A 21,996-nucleotide genomic window follows, 5' to 3' on the forward strand; every position below is an offset into this window, starting at 1 on the left:
CGCCGCCGGCCGGTCATTCGGTGATGGCGAAGGTCCGGCTGACGGCGCCGACCGCGCCGTCACCGGCGGTGGCCACCTCCAGGACGTAGCGGGGGCCCGGCGGCACCTTGGGCAGCGTCACGATCGCCTCACCGGTCGGTCCGGCCTCCGCCCTGGGCACCACCAGCGCCACCCGCTGCGAGCGGCCGTGGCCCGTCGCCGCCCGCAGCCAGACGTCCACCTCCTCGCCCGTGCTGTTCTTCCAGGCCGCCGTGAAGCTGCCGTTCGCCTTGTAGTCGACGCCGGGCTTCGGTGCGGTCACCTCGATCCGCCCCGTCGGCGGTGCGGCGAAGTCCTCGGGCTCCCCGGGTTCCTCGGGCCGTTCGGGTCCGGCGCCTGCGGCGGTGGTGTTGAGGGCGGAGGTGGCGGCCCGCGCGGCCGAGCCCGCATGGCCGGACACGGCGGCCGCCGAACCGCCGGCCGAGGGCCGGCTCCGGCCGGTGTCCGGGCGCGACGGCGTCAGCGAGATCACCAGCATGCATCCGACGGCGGTGGCGGCGACGGCGACGGCCAGATTGGTGGCCATCGAGGTGGCCCTGCACATCGTCTCCTCGTTTCCTCGGGGGAGTGGCGAGCCGGAACATCCCCGGCGCTTTGATCATCAAAAACGACGCGCGGAGCGATCACCTGGATGGACATCCCCGGCGCGACAGCCGTCCGTGGACGGAGGAGAATCCCCCGGTGCGGGACGAATCGACCCCTGCACCGGTGATGTCTGGAAAGTGCGGTTCAGGTAGCGTCGAACCATGAAGACCGCAACACGTCGTGCGCTGATCGGACCGGTTCTGCTGCTGATGGCCGCCCTGCTGGTGGTGGCCGCCGCACTGGCACCGGGAGCCCGTGCCGCCGGCGGGCTCGACGAGGCGGCGGCAGCCCTCAAGAAGGGCCCGGTCTATGTGGATCCCCGTGCCGCGGGCCAGTTCTCCTCGGCCGAAGCGGATGCGCTGGCCAAGAAAATCAAGGACGCGAACAAGCCGGTCTTCGTCGCCGTGCTGCCACGGGCCGCCGAGTACCAGCCCAGCACGCTGCTGCGCGATCTGCGCACCAAGACCGGCATCAGCGGCGTCTACGCCGTCGAGCTGGGCAACGGCTTCAACGCCGGTGCCGACCCGCGGGTGATGCCGCACAGCGCGGTGCAGAACCTCGTCGGGTCGGTCAAGCGCTCCCACTACCCGAGCGTCAACGCCCGGCTGAACAGCTTTGTCGACACCGCGACCGCCTCGGCGCACGGCCAGGCACCCGCCTCCTGGGGCGACTCCGGCGGCACCGGCTTCGACGCTGGCACCGCGATCGGTCTCGGTGTGCTGGTGGTCGTCGGCGGTGGCGGCGCGTACGCCCTCGCGCGCCGCAACCGCAGAAGGCGGGCCGAGGAGGAGCGGGCGGCGCTGGAGGACCTGCGGGTCGTCGTCGACGAGGACATCACCGCCTTCGGCGAGGAGCTGGACCGGCTCGACTTCCACCCCGGCGAGCCCGGTGCCGACGACCCGATGCGCGCGGACTACAGTCATGCGCTGGACGCGTACGAGAACGCCAAGTCGTCGATGGCGGCGGCCGGGCACCCCGGCGATGTGCAGGCCGTGACCAAGGCCCTGGAGGAAGGCCGGTTCTCGCTGGCCACCCTTGCCGCGCGACGCGAGGGCAAGCCGCTGCCCGAGCGCCGGCTGCCCTGCTTCTTCGATCCGCGCCACGGTCCGTCCGTCGTCGATGTCGCCTGGGCCCCCGCGGGCGGTGCGGAGCGCACCGTGCCGGTCTGTGCCGCGGACAAGAGCCGCCTGGACGACGGCCGGGAGCCGCTGGCCCGTACGGTCCGCACCCCGGGCGGCGACCGCCCCTACTGGGACGCGGGCCCGGCCTACGGCCCCTGGGCGGGCGGCTACTTCGGCGGCGGCCTGCTGCCCGGCCTCCTGGTGGGCACGCTGCTCGGCAACATGATGTGGTCGACCGACGCCTATGGCGCCGGCTTCGGCGGCCCCACGGGTGCCGAGGGCGGCGACTCCTCCGGAGCCGACTTCAACTCCGACGACTTCGGCGGCGGCTTCGGCGACGGCGGTGGCTTCGGTGACGGCGGCGGCTTCGGCGGCGGAGGCGACGGGGGCTTCGGCGGCGGTTTCTGAGCGCGGGGCGCCTCCCGCGCTCCCGCGCCGCCGCCTCGAGGCGCGCACCGCCGCGGCCGCACGCGCTGGGCGCTCACCGCTGCGTGGCACTCGCCGGGCGCTGCACTCGCCGGGCGCTGAGCGCTTCGCCCCCCGCCGCGCTCAGCCTTCCGTAGTGCCCACCGCCCGCTTGGCGCCGAGGAACCGCCCGTAGCGCGGGCGCGCCGCGAAGTCCGCATAGCGCCATACGGCGGGTTCGCCGACCTCCCGGCACAGGTGCAGGACCTGGTCGGGCCCCAGGTGCACGCCCACATGTGCGCCGTACCCCGGTGGCCGGCCGTCGAGCGGCCCGGAGTCGAACAGCACCAGATCCAGCGGTTGCGGAGCGGCGGCCCGCCGTGTTGCGTGCTCGTCCGCCCAGAGCTCCGCCGAGCGCAACGGCGGTATCCGCAGGCCGAAGTGGCGCAGCACGGCATAGGCGTAGCGCTGGCAGTTCGCGCCCCCGGCCACGTCGGCGAAGGGATCAAGGGCGCCGCCGGGTGCCTCGCCCGCCCTCGCCGGGTCGTGTGACGGGCATTCAGGTGTCGGGGCTCCCGGATGGCGGGCGCCCGAGTAGGTCACCTTCCGCAGGGCTCGAGGAAGCCGCCGGAACGCTACCGTGCCACCGGAGGCGGGGATTTGACGGCCGGGGTCGTACCTCACCCGGTCATGATGCAGGGGATCTCCCTCGTGCCGCACGTCCCGGTGTCGAGCAGGCTCGACGAATCGGATCCGACGTGCACTCGACACCGCGAGGAGATCCCCGATGGAACGCCGCTTTCGCAAGGCAGCTCTCTGGGGCGCGACCGTCGCCGCCGTCGTGGCGGCCGCCGGCCCGCTCGGCCCGGCGCATGCCGTGCCGCGGCACGACCCGTCGCCCCCGCCCTCGCCGCGCGCCATGCTCGATGCGATGCGCCGGGACCTCGGGCTGACGGCACAGCAGGTGCGCACCCGGCTCGCGCAGGAATCCGAGGCGCACCGTGCCGTGGCCACCGTGCACCGGGCGCTCACCGCACCGTCCGCCGGGATGTGGTTCGACAAGACGACCGGCAAGCTCGTCGTCGCGGTCACCGGCGCCGCCGATGCGCAGCGGGTACGTGCCGCCGGGGCGGTGCCCAAAACGGTGCCGCACAGCCGCGCCACGCTCACCGCACTGGTGCAGCAGATCAGCCGGAAGGCCGGCAAGGGCGTACCGGGCGTCACCGGGTGGGGCGTGGACGAGCGCGCCAACGGCGTCGTGGTCCGTATCGACCACACCAGGCGCACCGCCCGCACCGATGTCTTCGAGGAGGACGTCCGCGGTCTCGGGGCACGCGCGAAGGTCCCCGTCACCGTCGAAGGCGGCGACCGGCGACCACGCCAGCAGGGCGGCTCGGTGGTGGGCGGCGAGCGGTGGATGCCGGGCAGCGAGGGCATCTGCTCGATCGGCTTCTCGGTGACCGGGCCGGACGGCTTCCAGGGATTCCTGACGGCCGGTCACTGCACCCTCACCGCCGACCAGACCGCGTACGGCAAGGACGGCACCCGTATGGGGATCTCCAACGAGGGTGGCCATCACAGCGTCAACGACCGCGAGGGCGACTTCGGGCTGGTGGGCGTCGACCAGCCGGGCTGGATCGTCAGCTCGTACGTGGCGGGCCAGGGCGGTACGCCGGTCACCGTCACCGGTTCCCAGGAGGGCCTGGTGGGGATGTCGATCTGCCGCTCGGGGCAGAGCAGCGGCTGGCACTGCGGGGAGATCACCCGGACCGACCAGGCCGTGGACTACGGCAATACGGTCATCGAGGGCCTTTCGTTCACCAACGCCTGCTCGGCGCCCGGCGATTCGGGCGGCTCGTACGTCACCCAGCCCAACGCCCCGATGGCGATCGGCATGCACTCCGGCGGTGGCGCCGCCACCTGCGGCAACTTCGGCGGTGCCACCGTCACCATCTTCCAGCCGGTCGGGGAGCCGCTGGCCAAGTGGAACCTGAGACTGAAGACGGGCAGCCCGTGACGGACGGCTCGTGACGGGCAGCCCGTGATGGACAGCCCGTGATGGACAGCTCTTGACGGCCGGTGCCCGACGCGGTCGGTGTCCGCCGGCCCCCGGCGCCTACGATGAGAAACCGGTGGCCAGAAGGCCCGGGTGCGCCCGAGCGGCGGACCGGCAGGTACGGGTACGGGTATGGGGACGGGAGAAATCGTGGTGGGAGCGGCACAGGCGTCGGACAGGGAAACCGGTACGGACGCGGGATCCGGTACGGACACGGGGAATGGTGCGGGCGCGGAGACCGCCGGTGCGGACGCGGCGGCCGTGCCGTTCGCCGTCCCGGTCACCGTGCGCGGCTACGAAACCGACACCCAGGGCCATCTCAACCAGAGCGTCTATCTGCAGTACGCCGAGCACGCCCGCTGGTCGCTGCTGCAGGTGAGCGGCATCCGCCAGAGCGCGATGGTGGAGCGGCGGGTCGGCCCGGTGACCGTCGAGACCACCATCCGCTATCGGCGCGAGCTGCGGGCCGGTGACGAGGTCGAGGTGAGCTGCGCCTTCGTCTGGGGCGAGGGCAAGACCTTCCGGATCGAGCAGACCGTCCGCAAGACGGACGGCACGGTGGCCGCCGAGGTGAGCGCGGTCTGCGGGCTGCTCGACCTCACCGAGCGCAAGCTCCTCAAGGACCCGCGCGCGGCCTTCCGCGACCTGGCCGACGACCCCTCGCTGCTCGGTCTCACCGACGGCTGACGAGAGCACCGCCGGGCCGGTCGGGGGCGCTCCGGGCTGCTCCGGGGTGCCACCACGGTCCGTGAAAGTGCGGTCCCTTCCCCCTTGGGTGGCCCGGGTAATGTGGGCCTGTGGACATGCTGCACTTGCGCTACTTCGTGGCGGTCGCCGAAGAGTTGAATTTCTCCCAGGCGGCACGCAAGCTGCACATGGCGGCGTCTCCGCTGAGTCAGCGGATCAAGGACCTCGAGCGTGAGCTGCACCAGACGCTCTTCGACCGCACCACCCATCACGTCGAGCTGACACCCGCGGGTGCCGCGTTGCTGCCGATGGCGCGCGATGTGCTCGACCGCGTCAACTCCATTCCCTGGCGGCTGCGTGAGGCGGTCCGTCCGCAACGCACCACCCTGCTCATCGGGATGCCCTCCGGGGTGCACCCCGGCCTCCGTGCCCGGGTCCGGGAGCTGGCGGAGGCCTGCGGGGAGACCTACGAGCTCAAGCGCTGGCCCGGCCGCTCCACCAGCCTCGCCGAGGCGGTCCGGGACGGGCGGCTGGCTCTCGCGCTGGCGCGGCTGCCGGTCGCGGACCCCGGGCTCGGCATCATCGAGGTCATGCGCGAACGGCTCGGGGCGGCGGTTCCCGCCGACCGATTCGAGGGCCGGGAGTCGGTCACCCTGGACGAGCTGAAGCAATTCCCCTATGTGGCCACCGCCCCCGAGGCCATGCCCGCGTACTTCGATGAAATCGATGCCCGGCTGAATTCCGCGGGGCTGAAGAAAAGAATTCGCATCAATAGCTCCGATTATGCCGGAACCTCGGAACTGGTATCCGGCGGCCTTGCGTTCTCGATGACGATGCTTTCTCCGGAAAGCCCGATGCATCTTTACCGGCTGGAGAATGTGAAGGTGCTGCCGGTGCTGGACTTCCAGCCCGAACTGGCCACCGGCCTGCTCTTCCGTACGGACCGGGCCGAAGTCGGCGGCGACCTCGAAGAGCTCGTCACCGCGGCTCGGCGCATCTTCGCCGAGGAACTTTTCGCCTGATCCACGGGCGCCGGCAATCCGACGAGAAGGGTATGACCGCTGTGGTCATACCCTTCTTCGTTTCTTGATCGTTCTCATTCTGTGGCATCTCGCCTAACGTCGAAAGCGGAAACATTCGCAGTACAGCTACTTCCGCAGGAGCGACAATGGACGCCACGACCGAAAGCGCCAACGGCCCGCTGGACGGCGTACGGGTGATCGATCTGTCCACGGTGGTGATGGGGCCCTATGCCGCCCAGATCCTCGGGGACCTCGGCGCGGACGTCATCAAGATCGAGTCGCCGTCGGACACCGTACGGTCGGGCCGGTACCGGACCACGCCCGGGATGACTCCGCTCAACCTGAACGTCAACCGCAACAAGCGCAGCGTCTCCCTGAACCTCAAGGACGAGGCCGACCGCGAGCGGGCCGTGGCGCTCATCGGCACGGCCGACGTGCTGATCACCAATATGCGCCCCGGCGCCCTGGCCCGGCTCGGCCTGACCTACGCCGACCTCGCCGAGCGCCACCCCGGACTGGTCTACGCCCACGCCCAGGGCTTCCGCAGCGACTCCGACCGGGCCGGTCACGCCGCGTACGACGAAACGGTCCAGGCGTCCTCCGGGCTGGTGGACGTGGCCCACCGCGCGCTGGGCCGGCCCGTCTACCTTCCGACGATCATCGGCGACAAGGTCGCCGCGCTGACCATCGTCTACGCGGTGCTCGCCGCGCTGGTGCACCGCGACCGCACGGGGCGCGGCCAGCACGTCGAAGTCCCCATGACGGACACCCTCCTCGCCTTCAACCTCGTCGAGCACCTGTCCGGCCACGTCTACGAGCCGGCCGAAGGCTCCACCGGCTTCTCGCTGTCGATGAAGCGCGGCCACCGGGCCGTGCCCACGGCCGACGGGCTCGCCTGCATCGTGCCGTACTCCCCGCAGAACTACCGCGACTTCTTCGCCGCCGCCGGCCGCCCCGACCTCGCCGAGGACCCCCGGGTGGCGGGCCCGGCCATCGAGGACGCCGATGTCGACCCGCTGCTGGAACTGGTCGCCGGGTGCGCGCCGGTCCTGACCACCGAGGAGTGGGAGGAGATCTGCGCCAAGCACAGCATCCCGATGGCGCCCGTGCTGGAACTGGACCGGGCGGCCGACGATCCGTACGTCCGTGACGGTCACCTCCTCGACCTGGTCGAGCACCCGAGCGAGGGCCCGATCCGTTCGGTCGGCATCCCCGTGCGCTACTCCGCCACGCCGGGCTCGGTCCGGCGGCTCGCCCCGCTGCCCGGCCAGCACACCGACGAGGTCTTCGACGAGCTCGCCGCGCACCGGCGCTGACGGTACGTCGACACGTCACGCCGCACGCCGCACGCCGCACCCTTCCCGCGCCACACCCGACGACCACCGAAGGACCCGGGCCATGCCCAGCACACCGGACACCACTCCTGCCCACGACCGTCCCGCGGACCCCGCTCCCGAAGTCCGCACCGAGAGGATCGGCACCTCCCTCCTCATCACCCTCGACCGGCCCCGCGCCCGTAACGCGGTCAACGCCAACGTCGCCCTCCAACTTGCCCACGCAATCGACGAGTTGGAGGCCGACCCCACACTGCGGGCCGGTGTCCTCACCGGCGCGGGCGGCACCTTCAGTGCCGGTATGGACCTCAAGGCCGCGCTGGCCGGTGAATCGCCCGAGATCCCCGGCCGTGGCTTCGGCGGACTCACCGAGACCGTGACGACCAAGCCGCTGATCGCCGCCGTCGAGGGCTGGGCCATGGGCGGCGGCTTCGAACTCGCCCTGGCCTGCGACCTCATCGTCGCCGCCGAGGATGCCCAGTTCGGCCTGCCGGAGGTCAAGCGCGGCCTCATCGCGGCGGGCGGCGGGGCGATCCGGCTGCCGAAGCGGATCCCCTACCACCTGGCCATGGAACTGCTGCTGACCGGAGAGCCGGTCTCCGGCGGGCGGGCCGGGCTGCTCGGTATCGCCAACCGGGTGGTACCGGCCGGTGAAACGGTTGCCACCGCACTGGAGTTGGCCGCGCAGCTCGCGGCGAACGCGCCCCTCGCCCTCGCCGCCGTGAAGAAGATCGCCCACGCCGCCGACGGCAGGCCCGAGCCGGCCGCCTTCGCCGCCCAGCGCGACGAGATGGCCGCGCTCGCCGCATCGGCCGACGTACGGGAAGGCATGACGGCCTTCGCCGAGCGCCGTGCCCCCGTATGGCAGGGAAAGTAGGAGGAGCACCCATGAAGCAGAGCGACGTTCTCCGGCACCATGCCACCCCCCTGCTCAATCCGGCCTATCCGCCCGTCATCCCCCGCTTCACCCACCGCGAGTACTTCAACATCGTCTACCGCACGGACTACGACGCCCTGCGCGCGGTGGTACCCGAGCCGCTGGAGATCGACGAGCCGCTGGTCCGCTTCGAGGTGATGCGGATGGGCGATGTCACCGGATACGGGCCGTACACCGAATCCGGCCAGGCGATCCCGGTGCGCCTCGACGGCGAACGCGGCGAGTACCTGCACGCCATGTACCTCGACAACTTCGCGGCCACGGCCTCCGGGCGCGAGGCGAGCGCCTACCCGAAGACCATTGGATCGCCCGCCCTCTACGTGGACCACGGCGCGCTCGTCGGCGTCCTCGACTACGGCACGGTCCGGGTGGCGACCGCCACCATGGGCTACAAGCACCACGAGCTGGACCCCGGCGAAGCGGCCGCACAGATCACCGTGCCCACCTTCATGCTCAAGCTGGTCCCGGGCTACGACGGAGCGCCGCAGGTGGCCCAGTTGGTCCGCACCGAGATCAGCGACGTGGTGGTCAAGGGCGCCTGGACCGGCCCCGCCCGGCTGCAGCTGCAGGCGCATGCGCTGGCACCGCTGGCCGATCTTCCGGTCTGCGAGATCGTCTCGGCGAGCCACCTCCTCACCGACCTCACCCTGGCACCGGTCGAGCCGGTGCACGACTACCTCGCGCGCTGACGCCGCGCACGGAAAGAAGCAGCTGTCATGAGTACCACCCACCCCACCGTGCGCACCGTGGCCGTGATCGGCGCCGGAACCATCGGCCTCTCGTGGGCTGCCTTGTTCGCCGGGCACGGACTGCAGGTGCGGGTCACCGACCCGCGCCCCGACCTCGCCGAGGCCGTCGACGCGGCGCTGGCCGAGGCGGCCCCGCAACTGGCCCGGCAGGGCCTGGACACCGACGGCCTGGCCGGCCGCGTCCACCTGGCCGGCGAGGTCACCGAGGCGGTCCGGCACGCCGATGTGGTCCAGGAGAACGGCCCGGAGAACACCGCCTTCAAGCGTGAGCTCTTCGCGCAACTGGTCCGTGAAGCCCCGTCCCATGCCCTCCTGCTGAGCTCGTCCTCCGCCATTCCCTCCACCGCGTTCACCGACGGGCTCGACGACGCCGGGCGCATCCTGATCGGCCATCCGTTCAACCCGCCGCACCTCGTACCGCTGGTGGAGGTGGTGCCCGGACGGCGCACCCGCGAGGACTCCGTCACCAGGGCGGTGGAGTTCTACCGCTCGGTCGGCCGGGTCCCGGTGGTCGAGCGCAAGGAGATCCCCGGCTTCGTCGGCAACCGCCTGCAGAACGCCCTCAGCCGCGAGGCGATCCACCTGGTGGAACAGGGCGTGGTCGGCCCGGCCGAGCTCGACGCGATCATGGTGAACTCGCTGGGGCTGCGCTGGTCGACGGTGGGTCCCTTCCTCGGTGCCCACCTGGGTGGCGGCCCCGGCGGCTACCGGCACATGGCCGAGCACATCGGCCCGTCGATGCAGCGGATGTGGGACTCCCTCGGCCGCCCCGAGGCCGGCCCCGAACAGACCGAACGGCTCATCAGGGCCGTGGAGGACGCGTACGGCTCCCGCTCGTACCGCGACCTCAGCCAGGAGCGCGACCGCAAGCAGCTCGCGGTCCTCGGCGCCCTGGAGAACGCCACCGCCCACGAGCAGAACGAGGAGACCCGGTCATGACCGCCACCGACGCCACCGACGCCGCCGCCACCACCGACGACGCCGGCGCCACCGCCGCCGAGACCGCCACCGCCGCCGCCGAGACCACGCCGACCGCCACGCGCCCCGAGACCGCTCTGGCCGACGGCCACCCCCAGACCGTCTTGACCGACGGCCTCACCGCCGACTTCTACGGCTACGAGGACCTGCTGCCCGACGACGAGCGCAAACTGCTCCTCCACGCCCGCGACTTCCTGCAGACCGAGGTGAAGCCGCTGGTCAACGATGCCTGGGCCAAGGGGGAGTTCCCCCGCGAACTGATCGACAGGTTCCGCGGGCTGGGCCTCGCCGGTGTCCCGTACGAGGGGTACGGCGACCCGCTGCCCGCCGGGAGCAATCTGCTGGTCGGCATGCTCGCGATGGAGTACACCCGCACCGACGCCTCGTCCGCGACCTTCTTCGGCGTCCACAACGGACTGGCCATGTACAGCATCTACCGCGGCGGCGACCAGGAGCAGCGCGACCGCTGGCTGCCGGCGATGGCCGCCCTGGACAAGATCGGTGCCTTCGCCATGACCGAACCCCTCGGCGGCTCCGATGTGGCGGGCGGGATGCGCACCACCGCCCGCAGGGCCGGCGACCACTGGATCCTCAACGGCGCCAAGCGCTGGATCGGTAACGGAACCTTCGCCGACCTGGTCATCGTCTGGGCCCGCGACGAGGCCGACAACAAGGTCAAGGGCTTCGTGGTGGAGCGGGGCACCCCCGGCTTCTCGGCCACCAAGATCGAGAACAAGACCGCCTTCCGGATCGTCGAGAACGCGGACATCACCCTGACCGACGTCCGGGTTCCGGAGGCCAACCGCCTCCAGCGGGTCGACTCCTTCCGCGATGTCGCGGAGATCCTGCGCGCTACCCGCAGCGGCGTCGCCTGGCAGGCCCTCGGCGTGATGATCGGCGCCTACGAGCTCGCGCTCGCCTACGCCAAGGAGCGCCGGCAGTTCGGGCGCCCGATCGCCCGCTTCCAGCTGGTACAGGACCTCCTCGTCAAGAGCCTCGGCAACATCACGGCCTGCTGGGGGATGCTCGTCCAGCTGGCCCGCCTCCAGGACGCCGGCATCTTCCGCGACGAACACTCCTCGCTGGCCAAGGCCTTCGTCACCGCCCGGATGCGGGAAGTCGTCGCCTGGAGCAGGGAGATATTCGGCGGCAACGGCATCGTCCTGGACTACGACGTGGCCCGCTTCTTCGCCGACGCCGAGGCCATTTACTCCTTCGAGGGCACCCGCGAGATGAACACCCTCATCGTGGGCAAGGCCATCACGGGCGAGAGCGCCTTCGTCTGACCGTTCTCTGACCGTTCTTTGGCCATCGCTGACTGCCCCTGACCGTCCCCGACGGCCCCGACCGTCCCGGCCCCTGCCGCGCCACTCGGCGGCGGGCGGCGCCCCCCGCCGCGCCCGGTGCTCCGGTACCACCGGGCGCGGCTTTCGGCCGGGTGCGCCGTTCGGCGGGGTGTGCCCTTCCGGCCCACCCGGCGGCCGGTGTCACGGTCCGTGAGCAAGCCGGAAGCGGCTCGGCGTGCCGGCCTCTCGAAAGGGTGAATCCGTGCACCCATTGTGACGCCTCGACGGCACAGCACGAACGACGGCGATCCTACGTTTGAGGCCTTGGGGACCATCCACGCCCGCCCAGCGAAAGGCTCCTCGATGGACACACGGATCGCACAGGTGAAGATCCACCCCGCCATAGGCATCGCCCGGGTCGGCAACAGCGACAAGCAGCCCTTCATCGGCCCGGAGTCACCGGACCAGCCCCCACTGCCGCCCGGCTCCTACAAGGACAGCTCGGGAAAGATCGTCCGGCAGGCCGCCCGCTTCCGGATCTACGGCTACAACCAGGCGGGCGAGATCGTCCGGGAGCTGACGCTGGACGACGAGGACGTCACCGAGATCACGTGGTCGGTGCACCTGGCCAACAAGAAGGCCGCTTGGTACCAGTTCCACATCCCGCTCGACATCCCCGAGGCCACCGGACTGCCGGACAGCCAGCGGACCCGGCGCAACGCCGACGTCCGGGGAGCGGAGCGCAAGAAGCTCGTGATCGACCCCGGCCGCCAGACCATCCGCGCCTCCCGGCACGAGACCGCCACCTTCGCCGGAAAGATCATGACCAGGGCGGTCGCCCTGGGCTCGATCGCCACCCAGACCGACGGACGCCTGCTGGTCGTCGGCGGTGCCGGCACGTCGGCCTCCTACGCCACCCCCGAAAAGCCGATCTCGGGCGTCGCCAACAACGACACCTGGTACGACGACGTCTCCGACGGCCCGGTGACGGCGGAGATCACCATCGGGGGCGTCACGAAGAGTGCGACCCCGGCGTGGGCCGTGGTCGCCCCGCCGCACTACGCGCCCGGCGTGAAGACCGTCCGCACCCTCTACGACGTGCTCCACGACGTGTTCGTCACCGAGCACACCCTCCCCGCCGAACAGCAGGTGTCCTTTCCCGACCACATCGAACCGATCCTGCGACGGTTCTGCGATCTGCAGTGGGTCAACCACGGCTTCGCCACCCAGTTCGGCTGGGACGGCCCGAACCACTTCCTCGACCCGGCCATGCGCAAGCGGCTCGCCGACCCGGGCGAGGCCAGCCGGGAACTCCGCGGCCAGGTCTACGTCCACATGCGCGACTACGACCGGGACGGCACGTCCCCGCTGCCCTGGCCCTGGCTCTACGGCGATGCCATGTCCGGCGGCAAGCCCACCTCCGTCCGGCAGCACATCACGCTCTCCGCCGCCCAGGACCGGATGCTGGCCCTGTGGGCCGACGGCCGCTTCACCACCGGCCCGCCCCGCACCGGCTTCCCGGACGTGGACCAGGCGCCGCCCGCCGACCAGCCGCAGCTGCTGGACCGGGCCGCGCTGGAGAACTGTGCCGCCGACGCGTTCCACCCCGGCTGCGAGGTCACCTGGCCGATGCGGCACAAGACCCTGTACTCCGAGCCGTTCCGTATCCTGCACCGCGGCCCGGAGAACCCGGAACGCGACTACGGCGATGTGCTCACACTCCAGGACGCCCTGGGCAAGAACGGCCCGCTCTTCGCGCAGGGGCCGGGCGACCTCACCCGCTGGATGGCCGCCCCCTGGCAGTGCGACACGGCCAGCTGCCGCTCCGGCTACCAGGTGCAGTCGGGTCTCGGCCCCCGCTACAGCCCCTATCTGCCCACCTTCTGGCCCGCCCAGATGCCCAACCATGTGCTCAAGCAGTCGGACTTCGCCATCGTCAACACCCCGCCGACCGGCTCCGACGACAGCGCCAGGGAGAAGGCCTTCGAGAACCGCGCGGTGTGGCTGCGCGGCCTGAAGGGCACCAACTTCAATATTCAGCGCCGGCAGATGATCGACGACTGGTTCAAGTTCGGCATCGTCGAGCCGCACGAATACACCGTGGGCGACGCGAAGTTCCCCCGGTACCTCCAGGTGGAGTCCGAGCCCGGCTATCCGCCGGCCGCCGATCACGCCAACCTGATCAACATCCAGGTCCCCGAGGCCGGCGTGCCCCAGCGGGCCGGCGCGGCCGATGCCTGGACCGGGGAGATCCCGGCCGAGACCGTCGAGTCCATGCTCGTGGACCAGGCGGTCCAGGAGGTCAAGGAGGCGACCGGCCGGGACGAGGAGGCGATCGCCGCCGGGTACCTGGAGAAGCTCGACCCCTTCCACGGCGCCCGGTGAGCCCCGTACCGGGCTATGACGTGGTGGTCGCCGGCGGTGGCCCGGCCGGCTGCGCCGCCGCGCTCGCCCTCGTACAGGCCGGGCGCAGCGTCCTGCTGGCCGACGCGGGCACCGGCCCGCCCAAGGCCGGCGAGGCGTTGGTGTCCGTCGGGCGGCTGCTCCTGGCCGACCTCGGCATCGAGGAGCCGGTCCTCGGCAGCGGCCATCTGCCCTGCCACGGCAACCTGTCCGCCTGGGGCTCGGCCGAACTGCACGCCGTGGACTCCATCGACGACCCGTACGGCCACGGCTGGCACCTCGACCGGCCGCTCTTCGACCGGCGGCTGCGCGATGCCGCCCGCGCGGGGGGTACCGAGGTCGCCGAGCACACCGGCGTACGGTGCCCCTCCCGGCAGCCGGACGGCACCTGGCGGCTCGCCCTGCGCGACCGCGCAGGCGGCCGGGAGCGGACGGTCCGCTGCCGCTGGGTGGTGGACGCCACCGGACGGGGCGCCGCGATCGCCGTCCGCTCCGGTGCCCGGCGGCGCACCGGGGACCGGCTCACCGCCTTCCACCTCACCCTCGAACCGGCCCCGCAGGCCACCACCGACGGCCGTTCGCTGGTCGAGTCCGACCAGGACGGCTGGTGGTACACCGCCCTGCTGCCCTCCCGGCACCGGCTGGTCGCCTACTTCACCGACCCCGACCTGCCCGCCGCCGCCGCGCGCGGCGCCGAGCGGTTCCACGACCGCCTGCTGGCCACCCGGCACATCTCCCGCCGGGCCCGCCCGCACGGCCTCACCGTCCTGCAGCCGCCCCGCCGCGCCCCCGCGCACAGCGCACATCTGGATCGGGTGCACGGCGACGGCTGGACGGCCGCCGGAGACGCGGCGGCCGCCTTCGACCCGCTCAGCTCCCAGGGCATCCTCACCGCCCTCTACACCGGACTGAGCGCGGGCCAGGCGGTCCACGCCCGGCTGCACGGCGACCGGGCGGCGCTGCCCGACTACGCGGCGAAGGTCGCCACGGCCCGCGCCGCCTACCAACACGGCCACCAGGCCGTGCACGCACAGGAAACCCGCTGGACCGACCACCCCTTCTGGGCCCGGCGGCAGCGGCACACCCGACCGAACCCCCACCCGACGAAAGGTGAAACCTCAGCATGAACACCACACCCGGACCCGACCATGACGGACACGAGCACATCCACCGCTTCCTGCTGCTGGGCAAGAAGAAGCTGTTCTTCTACCACCTGGCGCTGTACAACCCCCAGTCCGGCCACAACTACCAGGCGGTGTTCACCTTCACCATCAAGGACAGCGGTGAGCTGCGGGAGATGTACCTGAAGGATCTGGCGCAGCACGAGAACGAGCGGGTCTTCTACTCCCTGCGCTGTCCGCACCACTTCGAGCTCCCGGAGCTGCAGCAGGGCAAGGAGTTCCGCGTCCACCTGGAGCGGGTCATCGTGAAGCCGGACGGCAGCCGCGACTTCCAGCAGATGACGACCACCGAGACCCCGGTGGAGTGCAAGAGGGAAGACGTCCTCTCCTTCCGCAAGCTCGGGCAGCTGCCCTACCCCGAATACCTCACCTACCTGATCTTCGGCGAAGGCGACGAGATCCACCTCGCCCACCAGCTCGCGGAACGCCCGAACTGGGACGAGGCCATGACCATCAGCACCGCTTCGCCGATCGACCAGGCGATGCTCAAGAAGGTCCCGACCCTCGTCATCGACTCGATCCAGGACGCTCACGACAAGCTGATCGAGAGCCCGCTGAAGAAGGGCCAGCAGTACCAGGGCAAGATCGACGCAACCGGCCCGACGGTCGACTTCACCGTCGGCCGCCAGAGCTGGTGGAACCACACCAGCCTCAACAACTGACCTGCCACAGCACACCTTCGTTCGTCCTCGTCTCCCCCGGCCCGGGCCGCGACACCGTCGCGACTCGGGCCGTCCGGGATGGGCGGGGGCTTTCGGGTCCAGTTCCCGGGAGAGCCTTGCTGAAAAGGGGAGTTGCAGACCGGCGTAGCGATTCGGCCAGGCTCGTGGAGTGTGCCGGTCAGCAGGCTGATCGGCCGCCGGCAGCCCTTAGGCTCTGAGCTGACCACTTCGGCGATGATCTTGCGGAGGCTGACACCACCCCCATGGACATATCCCTGCGCGAACTTCAGGACAGCGACCTGCCGGTCTTCTGGGAGCAGTTGACGGACCCCGAACTGCACCAGATGGCGGCTCTGACCAGGAAGTACCACTACGACCGCGGTCACTTTGACCGGCACTGGGCCAAGGTGCGGTCCGATCCGGCAGTGCTCTTGCGGACCGTTCTCGCCGACGGCGTCGTGGCTGGGCATGCCGCGGTATTCGGTTCGCCGTCCGAGCGCGAGGTGACCTATGTCGTCGGACGGTCTCACTGGGGGCGAGGCATCGCTTCCCGGGCGCTCGCTGAACTGATCGAGCTGGAGAGCGCCCGTCCTCTGCACGCCGAGGCCGCTGCCGACAACACCGGCTCCCTCCGCGTACTGGAAAGGTGCGGCTTCGTCGCCACGGGCCGCAGTCGTTGCTTCGCGAGGGCTCGCGGTGAGGAGATCGATCTCGTGCACTTGACGTTGAGCTGAGGAAAGCGTGTCCGCGCAGGCTGCTCACCCGGCCGAGGCGCGGTGGTGCAGGCGGGCGATGCCGGGCATGAACTGGATTTGAAGGGATCGGAAAAGGCCCACGAAGAGCGACGCAGCCAAGCAGCGGATGCGCAGCATTCTCACCGGAGAGGTTCGTCGCGTGGCCAAGGTCTGTGCATCAGACCGACGCTTCAAAGTTTGGCAATACACCGTCAGTCATCGGCGGCTGTTGCCGAGGAGTTCTCGCGAAGAATGCGGTACGCGTATCGATATTCTCTTTGCGGGCGTTGAGCTTGTCCTACCTTCCAAGCGTGGGTCTGAGGCGGTCATTCGTAAGATCGTCGGGCCCGGGGGTTCTGGGTATGGCTGTGAGCTTGTCGCCGTTGGATGGCTCAAAGAACTTGGCCGCCCGGAGCCCCGCGACGACTCGACCGCTAATTGGGATACGCGACTTGATCGCTGTGTAGGACAACGTCGGCGAGGTCGTCTGCGGGATCGATCTGTAGCGACGAGCTGGCGGAGGTGACCGTGCCCCAGATCTGGGCCGGAGTGGACATCGGCAAGGAACACCACCACTGTGTGGTGCTCGATGAGCGAGGAGACCGCCTCCTCTCTCGCCGCGTCCTCAACGATGAGTCGGCCCTGCTGGAGCTGATCTCAGACGTCCTCGCACTGTCCGAGGACACCTTGTGGGCGGTGGACATCAACCACGGTGGTGCCGCTCTGCTCATCGGCCTCCTGCTCAGCCACGATCAGCCGATGGTTTACATCACCGGCTTGGCCGTGCATCAGGCCTCGACCGCCTACCGCGGCCAGGGCAAGACGGACGAGAAGGACGCCTTCGTCATCGCCGACCAGGCCCGCATGCGCCAAGACCTCGGCTTCCTTCGCCCTGGCGATGAGATAGCCGTTGACCTGCGTACTCTGACAGCTCGACGCCTGGATCTGGTCAACGATCGGACCCGCCAGACCAACCGACTGCGTGCCCAACTGCTGGAGTTTTTCCCGGCTTTGGAGCGTGCACTGAATCTGAGCAAGAAGGGCCCGGTCGTCCTGCTGACCGGTTACCAGGTGCCGGCATCGATACGCCGCAGCGGAACCAAGCGGATCGGAACCTGGCTGAAGAACCGCAAGGTGAAGAACGCTGCAACGCTCGCCGAAACCATCGTTGAGGCGGCCAAGTGCCAGCACACCGCGCTTCCCGGTGAGACGCTCGCGGCCGCCATGGTGGCCCGGATCGCCAAAGGTGTATTGGTCATTGATGAGGAGATCGCCGAACTCGACGCGCTCATCGAGGCCCGCTTCCACGAGCACCGTCACGCCGCCGTAATCCGCAGTCTGCCCGGCATGGGCGCCCTTCTCGGCGCCGAGTTCATCGCCGCCACCGGCGGAGACATGGACGCTTTTGGCACGGCCGACCGCCTGGCCTCCTTCGCCGGCCTATCACCCGTGCCACGGGACTCCGGCCGCGTCAGCGGGAACATGCGCCGTCCGCGCCGCTATCACCGCGGCCTACTCCGAGCCTTCTACCTTTCCGCCATGGCCAGCCTGAGAACCTGCACCGCCTCGCAGGCCTACTACGGACGTAAGCGGAACGAGGGGAAGGGGCACAAACAGGCCTTGCTCGCTCTGGCCCGTCGACGAGCCAACGTCTTGTGGGCCATGATCCGCGACGGAGCGTGTTATGAGGTACTACCAACCGTCACGGCAGCCGCTTGACATCGTCATTGGGAAGTTCTTTATCTACCAAGATCTTCCAGGTCTGCCGATGGCCTTGAGGGTCTCGGGGCGTTTGACGGTTTTGCCGACGTCGTAGCGAGGTGCCCGGTGCTTGTTCTTGGCGCCGGGTGGACGTCCGGGGCCAGTGCCTGTGGGTTTGGGAACACGGGTCGGGCAGGCGAGGTGAGCGCGGATGTTCCTGAACCCCCGGCGGACCCGGGCCGGGGTGAGCCGGTTGAAGGTGGCGGGTTTCTCCCACGGGCGGCGGAGGTCCTCGGCGAGGGGCCTGGCGAGCCGGAGCTGGGTGTGGGCGACGACCAAGAGCCAGGTCCAGCGGTCCGCGGCCTCGGGCGTGCGAAGTTTCGGGGTGGTCCAGCCGAGGGTCTGTTTCGTGAAGCGGAAAGTGTGCTCCAGATCGAAGCGGCGCAGAAACGCCTGCCAGCAACGGTCCACATCGTTGGAGGCGGCGCGGGTCTTCGAAGACCACAACCACACCGGCGGAGCATCCCGTTCCTTCGACAGGTGCTCGACTTTCAGGCGGATCAACGTGCCTTCCACCAAGGGGAGTTCACCCTCGTGGTCCAGCCATGCCGAGCGGTGGGTGAGCCGGGGGTGGACCCGGTCCCATGCCTGGGTTTCGGCCTTGCCGTAGTTGCTGGTGTCGGTGGCCGTGGTGATCGCGGGATCGGGCCAGGTCTCCGGCTTGGCGAAGCGGAACTCCGGACCGTGCTTGGGCGGCCGGCCGTTGACGCCGTGCGTCCGCGGTGGCTTCGGCAGTCGCATGACGCGGTCGGAGCGGACTCGGCCGACCAGCTCGACGGGCAGATCGCGCAGGACCCAGGCCAGGCGGGTGACGTCGTAGCCGGCATCGCTGACGATCACGATGTCCGGGTCCCCGGCCTGCCACTGGCCCGCGGTGATGAGCCGCTCGACGACTCCTCGGAGCTGGACGGCGGTGACAGCGGTCGCGTCGTCCACCGGTCCGAGCCGCACGGCGTCCAGGATCGCGGTCCAGGAGGTGGCGCCCGGCTCCAGCACGGCGACGAAGGAGTAGGGCCACCCCGGAATGAACTGCGAGGCCGATTTCGCGCGACCGTAGACGTGGCAGAACAGCCGCTCCGCCGAGCACGGCGCGTCTGAACGAAGCCACGGCGACACATCGACCGCCAGCACCAGCCGCCCGCCATCGAACCGAGGCAGCGACAGCCCTGCCAGCACGGTCCGCAGCCGGTCCATGTTGATCCGGCCATGGTTCAAGCCGCCGTACATCGCTCCGTGCCCACGCCGATGCTCGGGCAACAGCGTCAAGTCCACCGGGGACTTCACCGCCCCGTCTGCGCACAACACCGCGTCGGACAGCTCGAACAGTTCATCGCGCCGTGCGGTCAGACACTCGTAGAACTCACCCCGGAAGCGTGACGCCTCCGCCAACGCTTCCCTCCGGACAGCATCTGGCAGCAGACTCACCCTCACGGCCTTCGTCTTGGTCACGTGCACCTTGGTCGGAGCACATGATCAGACGAAGGCCGCCTCCACGTCCGGTGAATCCCCAGGTGAGCGACTCAGTTCGAGATGCCGTTCGAGGCCGAAATGGCCCGCCTCATCCGATGTGTGGTGGACATGACGAGCTGGCAGGATTACCCGAAAGGCGCTGAGGCAGGTGACGTAGGGTGCCGCCAACCAACCGGGGGCAGCATGAAGCAGCAGGCATCGACAGGTCCGCTTGCCCAAGGGGAAGGGCGACCGAGTCACCTGTCGCGACGGGTGCTGTTCGTCGTGACGGTGTACGTCATCTGTTTCCTCTGGGGGACCGCCATGCACCTCGTGGACCTGGCAGGTGGCGGTCACCACAGCTATGCCTCTGCTGCACCGGCTCCCATCCGGGTCTACTTCGTCGCCCTGGTCCTGCTCGACCCTCTGGTGGCCGTTCTGCTGACACGACTCCGGCCCATCGCTGTGATTGCGGCTTGCGCGGTCATGACCGTGGACGTGTCCGCCAACTACTACGTCAACTGGCCGCAGATCTCACAACACCCTGACTACCTGCTCCGGCCCCTCGGGCTGCTGCCATTCACCCTGTTCGCGCTCTTCGTCGCCCTGACCGCGTCGCCCCTCTACCAGCACCTGGCCCGCATTGCCGGAGCACGGAAGCCGATAAGTGACAACGCCGGTTGATGCAGTCCGCTCCATCCTCACCACGAGCGACAACACCTCGCCTGGCAGCGAACTCAACAGGTCCCGTCCCGCGAGAAGAGGGAACACTCGTTGCCACGGGGTGTGGAAGATAAAGAACAAGTTGAGTACATGTGCGTGAAGCGGATGTATGACGGTTTGGCCCTCCATGCCGTGGTGGACGACGAGGACGGGCGCCGGCCCGGCCGGGCGGAGAGCGGACGAGCGAGCAAGGCCGAGGTGACGCTCCCCGGGGCATCGGCCCTGCCGTGTCCGGCCCGGCCGCTCAGTCGAAGGTGCCGGCCAGGTGGGCGTTGCGGGCTCTGATGAGGTGGGGCATGTACCGGCTCAGGAGGACTCTGTCGACGATGCGACCGACAGGCCCCAGGGGCGAGGCGAAGTCGATGACGTCTCTCATCACGGTGCCACCGGCGCCGTCCGGCTCGAAGTGGTGGGCGTGATGCCATCGCTTGAAAGGCCCGGACTCCTGCTCGTCCACGAATCGTCGGGGCCGGTCGTATGCGGTGATGCGGGCCTTGAGCCGCCAGGTCAGGCCGAAATGCCGAGCCTGGAAGGTCACCGTGTCACCGAGCGACAGCTCGCCCCGGGTCCTGCCGTCCACCGCTCGCTCCGACGACGAGGACATCGAGCGGGTATGCGCCTGGACATCCAGGCATACCGCGAACACTTGGTCCGGGGGTGCGGCAACGGCTGTCACGACCTCGAAAATCGGCACCATCTCACCCTAGGCGCACTGCTCTTGGCCAAGGAGGCGGGCCCGTCGTTGCAGGCGATGCCGAGGGTTTGGATGCGGCGCCCCTCCGCGCGCAGGGGCGCCGTCCGCGCTGCTGGACAGGGCGGTTCAGAGTTCACGGCGTGGCCCCGTCCTTGCCGGCCCCACCCGCTGAGTCCGCGGACACCTCTACCCCGCTTGAATTCAACGACCCGTATCAGCCCCGGGCCGGTACCACCAGCACCTCGGTGCCGGCCGTCCGGATGTTCCGTACCTGGTCCGGCGGGAGTCCGTCGTCGACGATCAGGAGGTCGAAGTCGGTCAGGGGGGCCAGGGCGTAGAGGCCGCCCTTGGTGAACTTGGTGTGGTCGGCGACCAGGATGCGGCGGCCGGCGCTTTCCATCATGGCTCGCTTGACCTGCACGGTCTCCGGTGAGGTGTGGTAGCAGCGGCCGTTGGTGACGGCCGTGGTGGACATGAACAGCACATCGGCGCGGAAGGCCCGTACCGCCTCCGCGGTGTGCGGGCCCATGAAGGCGTCGTACGCCGGGAAGTACGCGCCGCCCAGCGTGATCAGTGAGATGCCGGGCTCCTTGGCGAGGGTGGTGATGGCGGGCAGGGAGTTGGTGATCACCGTCAGCGGGGTGTGCCCGGCGACCTGGTGGGCCAGCAGCAGGCACGTCGTGCTGTCGTCGAGCAGCACCGACTGCCCGGGGACCAGCAGGGTGGCGGCGGCCCGCGCCAGCTGCTGCTTGGTCTGCGCCATGGTGGCCATCCGCTCCGCGACGCTGCCGTGGAACTGTGCCGACGGCAGCCCCGTCGCGCCCCCGCGGACCTTGCGGAGCCAGCCCTGCGCCTGCAGGGCGTCCAGATCGCGGTGCGCGGTCATCAGGCTGACGTCGAACTGTTCGGCGAGGTCCGCGGTGCGGACGAAACCGCGGGCGATGACGGCGTCCCGCATCCGGCGGCGCCGTTCCTCCTGGGCCTCGACCCGGTCCATGGCTCTGTTCCCTTTCGTTCCCGTGCGGCGGGGCCCGTGCGGGAAGGGGTTCGTGCGGCGGAGTCCGTACGGCGGGGTGGGTGCCGCCACCGCGCCGAGCCGACTCCGCTGCGCAGGACTCCGCCGAGCCGGCTCCGCTGCACCGGCCCTGCCGCACCCGCTCCGCCGCGTGAATTCGCCGCGTTATGTTCGC

General features: G+C 70.1%; 20 protein-coding genes. 15 read left to right on the forward strand and 5 right to left on the reverse strand.

The features are described from left to right. Nucleotides 1–13: 13 nt before the first annotated feature. Nucleotides 14–583, reverse strand: coding sequence for a hypothetical protein (locus ABR737_RS38485; protein WP_350255798.1), 570 nt, complete (start codon nucleotides 581–583; stop codon nucleotides 14–16). Between the two features lie 202 nt (nucleotides 584–785). On the opposite strand from ABR737_RS38485, the gene ABR737_RS38490 reads away from it, so the two are divergent. Next, nucleotides 786–2,153 (forward strand): hypothetical protein, encoded by a 1,368-nt coding sequence (locus ABR737_RS38490; protein ID WP_350255799.1) that lies wholly within the window; start codon nucleotides 786–788, stop codon nucleotides 2,151–2,153. 141 nt (nucleotides 2,154–2,294) lie between these two features. Here the strand turns inward: ABR737_RS38490 and ABR737_RS38495 are convergent, their stop codons facing one another. Next, on the reverse strand, nucleotides 2,295–2,834 hold the full coding sequence (locus tag ABR737_RS38495; protein WP_350255800.1) for a cell wall hydrolase: 540 nt from the start codon (nucleotides 2,832–2,834) through the stop codon (nucleotides 2,295–2,297). Nucleotides 2,835–2,937: 103 nt separating this feature from the next. Here ABR737_RS38495 and ABR737_RS38500 point away from each other — a divergent pair, with 103 nt between their 5' ends. The 13 genes from ABR737_RS38500 to ABR737_RS38560 all read left to right on the forward strand — a co-directional run bounded on the left by ABR737_RS38500 (nucleotide 2,938) and on the right by ABR737_RS38560 (nucleotide 17,898). Then, nucleotides 2,938–4,167 carry a S1 family peptidase gene (locus tag ABR737_RS38500; RefSeq protein ID WP_350255801.1) on the forward strand — a complete coding sequence of 410 codons (1,230 nt, stop codon included), beginning with the start codon at nucleotides 2,938–2,940 and terminating at the stop codon, nucleotides 4,165–4,167. A 300-nt stretch (nucleotides 4,168–4,467) separates the two neighbouring features. Then, the gene (locus ABR737_RS38505) at nucleotides 4,468–4,893 is read left to right on the forward strand and encodes an acyl-CoA thioesterase (protein ID WP_350257087.1); all 426 of its coding nucleotides are present in this window, start codon (nucleotides 4,468–4,470) and stop codon (nucleotides 4,891–4,893) included. Between the two features lie 116 nt (nucleotides 4,894–5,009). Further along, nucleotides 5,010–5,915: a LysR family transcriptional regulator gene (locus tag ABR737_RS38510; RefSeq protein WP_350257088.1), complete on the forward strand. Its 906-nt coding sequence runs from the start codon at nucleotides 5,010–5,012 to the stop codon at nucleotides 5,913–5,915. A 146-nt stretch (nucleotides 5,916–6,061) separates the two neighbouring features. After that, the gene (locus ABR737_RS38515) at nucleotides 6,062–7,231 is read left to right on the forward strand and encodes a CaiB/BaiF CoA transferase family protein (protein WP_350255802.1); all 1,170 of its coding nucleotides are present in this window, start codon (nucleotides 6,062–6,064) and stop codon (nucleotides 7,229–7,231) included. Between the two features lie 82 nt (nucleotides 7,232–7,313). Beyond that, complete coding sequence (locus tag ABR737_RS38520) at nucleotides 7,314–8,126, forward strand: crotonase/enoyl-CoA hydratase family protein (protein WP_350255803.1); 813 nt, start codon at nucleotides 7,314–7,316, stop codon at nucleotides 8,124–8,126. An 11-nt stretch (nucleotides 8,127–8,137) separates the two neighbouring features. Further along, nucleotides 8,138–8,875 (forward strand): acetoacetate decarboxylase, encoded by a 738-nt coding sequence (locus ABR737_RS38525; RefSeq protein ID WP_350255804.1) that lies wholly within the window; start codon nucleotides 8,138–8,140, stop codon nucleotides 8,873–8,875. A gap of 27 nt (nucleotides 8,876–8,902) precedes the next feature. Further along, nucleotides 8,903–9,874, forward strand: coding sequence for a 3-hydroxyacyl-CoA dehydrogenase NAD-binding domain-containing protein (locus tag ABR737_RS38530; RefSeq protein WP_350255805.1), 972 nt, complete (start codon nucleotides 8,903–8,905; stop codon nucleotides 9,872–9,874). Then, complete coding sequence (locus tag ABR737_RS38535; protein ID WP_350255806.1) at nucleotides 9,871–11,199, forward strand: acyl-CoA dehydrogenase family protein; 1,329 nt, start codon at nucleotides 9,871–9,873, stop codon at nucleotides 11,197–11,199. The genes ABR737_RS38530 and ABR737_RS38535 overlap by 4 nt, the downstream gene beginning before the upstream one ends. Before the next feature lie 363 nt (nucleotides 11,200–11,562). Continuing rightward, nucleotides 11,563–13,584: a LodA/GoxA family CTQ-dependent oxidase gene (locus ABR737_RS38540; protein ID WP_350255807.1), complete on the forward strand. Its 2,022-nt coding sequence runs from the start codon at nucleotides 11,563–11,565 to the stop codon at nucleotides 13,582–13,584. Next, nucleotides 13,581–14,729: an NAD(P)/FAD-dependent oxidoreductase gene (locus tag ABR737_RS38545; protein WP_350255808.1), complete on the forward strand. Its 1,149-nt coding sequence runs from the start codon at nucleotides 13,581–13,583 to the stop codon at nucleotides 14,727–14,729. Before ABR737_RS38540 ends, ABR737_RS38545 begins: the two co-directional genes overlap by 4 nt. Next, nucleotides 14,726–15,445, forward strand: a complete 720-nt coding sequence (locus tag ABR737_RS38550; RefSeq protein ID WP_350255809.1) for a hypothetical protein — start codon at nucleotides 14,726–14,728, stop codon at nucleotides 15,443–15,445. The genes ABR737_RS38545 and ABR737_RS38550 overlap by 4 nt, the downstream gene beginning before the upstream one ends. Nucleotides 15,446–15,708: 263 nt before the next feature. Then, on the forward strand, nucleotides 15,709–16,179 hold the full coding sequence (locus ABR737_RS38555; RefSeq protein ID WP_350255810.1) for a GNAT family N-acetyltransferase: 471 nt from the start codon (nucleotides 15,709–15,711) through the stop codon (nucleotides 16,177–16,179). A gap of 528 nt (nucleotides 16,180–16,707) precedes the next feature. After that, the gene (locus ABR737_RS38560; protein ID WP_502964441.1) at nucleotides 16,708–17,898 is read left to right on the forward strand and encodes an IS110 family RNA-guided transposase; all 1,191 of its coding nucleotides are present in this window, start codon (nucleotides 16,708–16,710) and stop codon (nucleotides 17,896–17,898) included. A 24-nt stretch (nucleotides 17,899–17,922) separates the two neighbouring features. Here ABR737_RS38560 and ABR737_RS38565 read toward each other — a convergent pair whose 3' ends face one another. After that, nucleotides 17,923–19,365 (reverse strand): NF041680 family putative transposase, encoded by a 1,443-nt coding sequence (locus tag ABR737_RS38565; RefSeq protein WP_350257089.1) that lies wholly within the window; start codon nucleotides 19,363–19,365, stop codon nucleotides 17,923–17,925. A 105-nt stretch (nucleotides 19,366–19,470) separates the two neighbouring features. Between ABR737_RS38565 and ABR737_RS38570 the strand changes: the two genes are divergently transcribed. Further along, entirely contained in the window at nucleotides 19,471–20,073 is a 603-nt protein-coding gene (locus ABR737_RS38570) for a hypothetical protein (RefSeq protein WP_350255812.1), read from the forward strand. A 283-nt stretch (nucleotides 20,074–20,356) separates the two neighbouring features. Here ABR737_RS38570 and ABR737_RS38575 read toward each other — a convergent pair whose 3' ends face one another. Both ABR737_RS38575 and ABR737_RS38580 read right to left on the reverse strand, forming a co-directional pair. Further along, complete coding sequence (locus ABR737_RS38575) at nucleotides 20,357–20,806, reverse strand: SRPBCC family protein (protein WP_350255813.1); 450 nt, start codon at nucleotides 20,804–20,806, stop codon at nucleotides 20,357–20,359. Between the two features lie 214 nt (nucleotides 20,807–21,020). Beyond that, nucleotides 21,021–21,803, reverse strand: a complete 783-nt coding sequence (locus ABR737_RS38580; protein ID WP_350255814.1) for a DeoR/GlpR family DNA-binding transcription regulator — start codon at nucleotides 21,801–21,803, stop codon at nucleotides 21,021–21,023. Between the last annotated feature and the right edge of the window lie 193 nt (nucleotides 21,804–21,996).

The sequence above is a fragment of the Streptomyces sp. Edi2 genome, assembly GCF_040253635.1.
Taxonomy (GTDB): Bacteria; Actinomycetota; Actinomycetes; order Streptomycetales; family Streptomycetaceae; genus Streptomyces.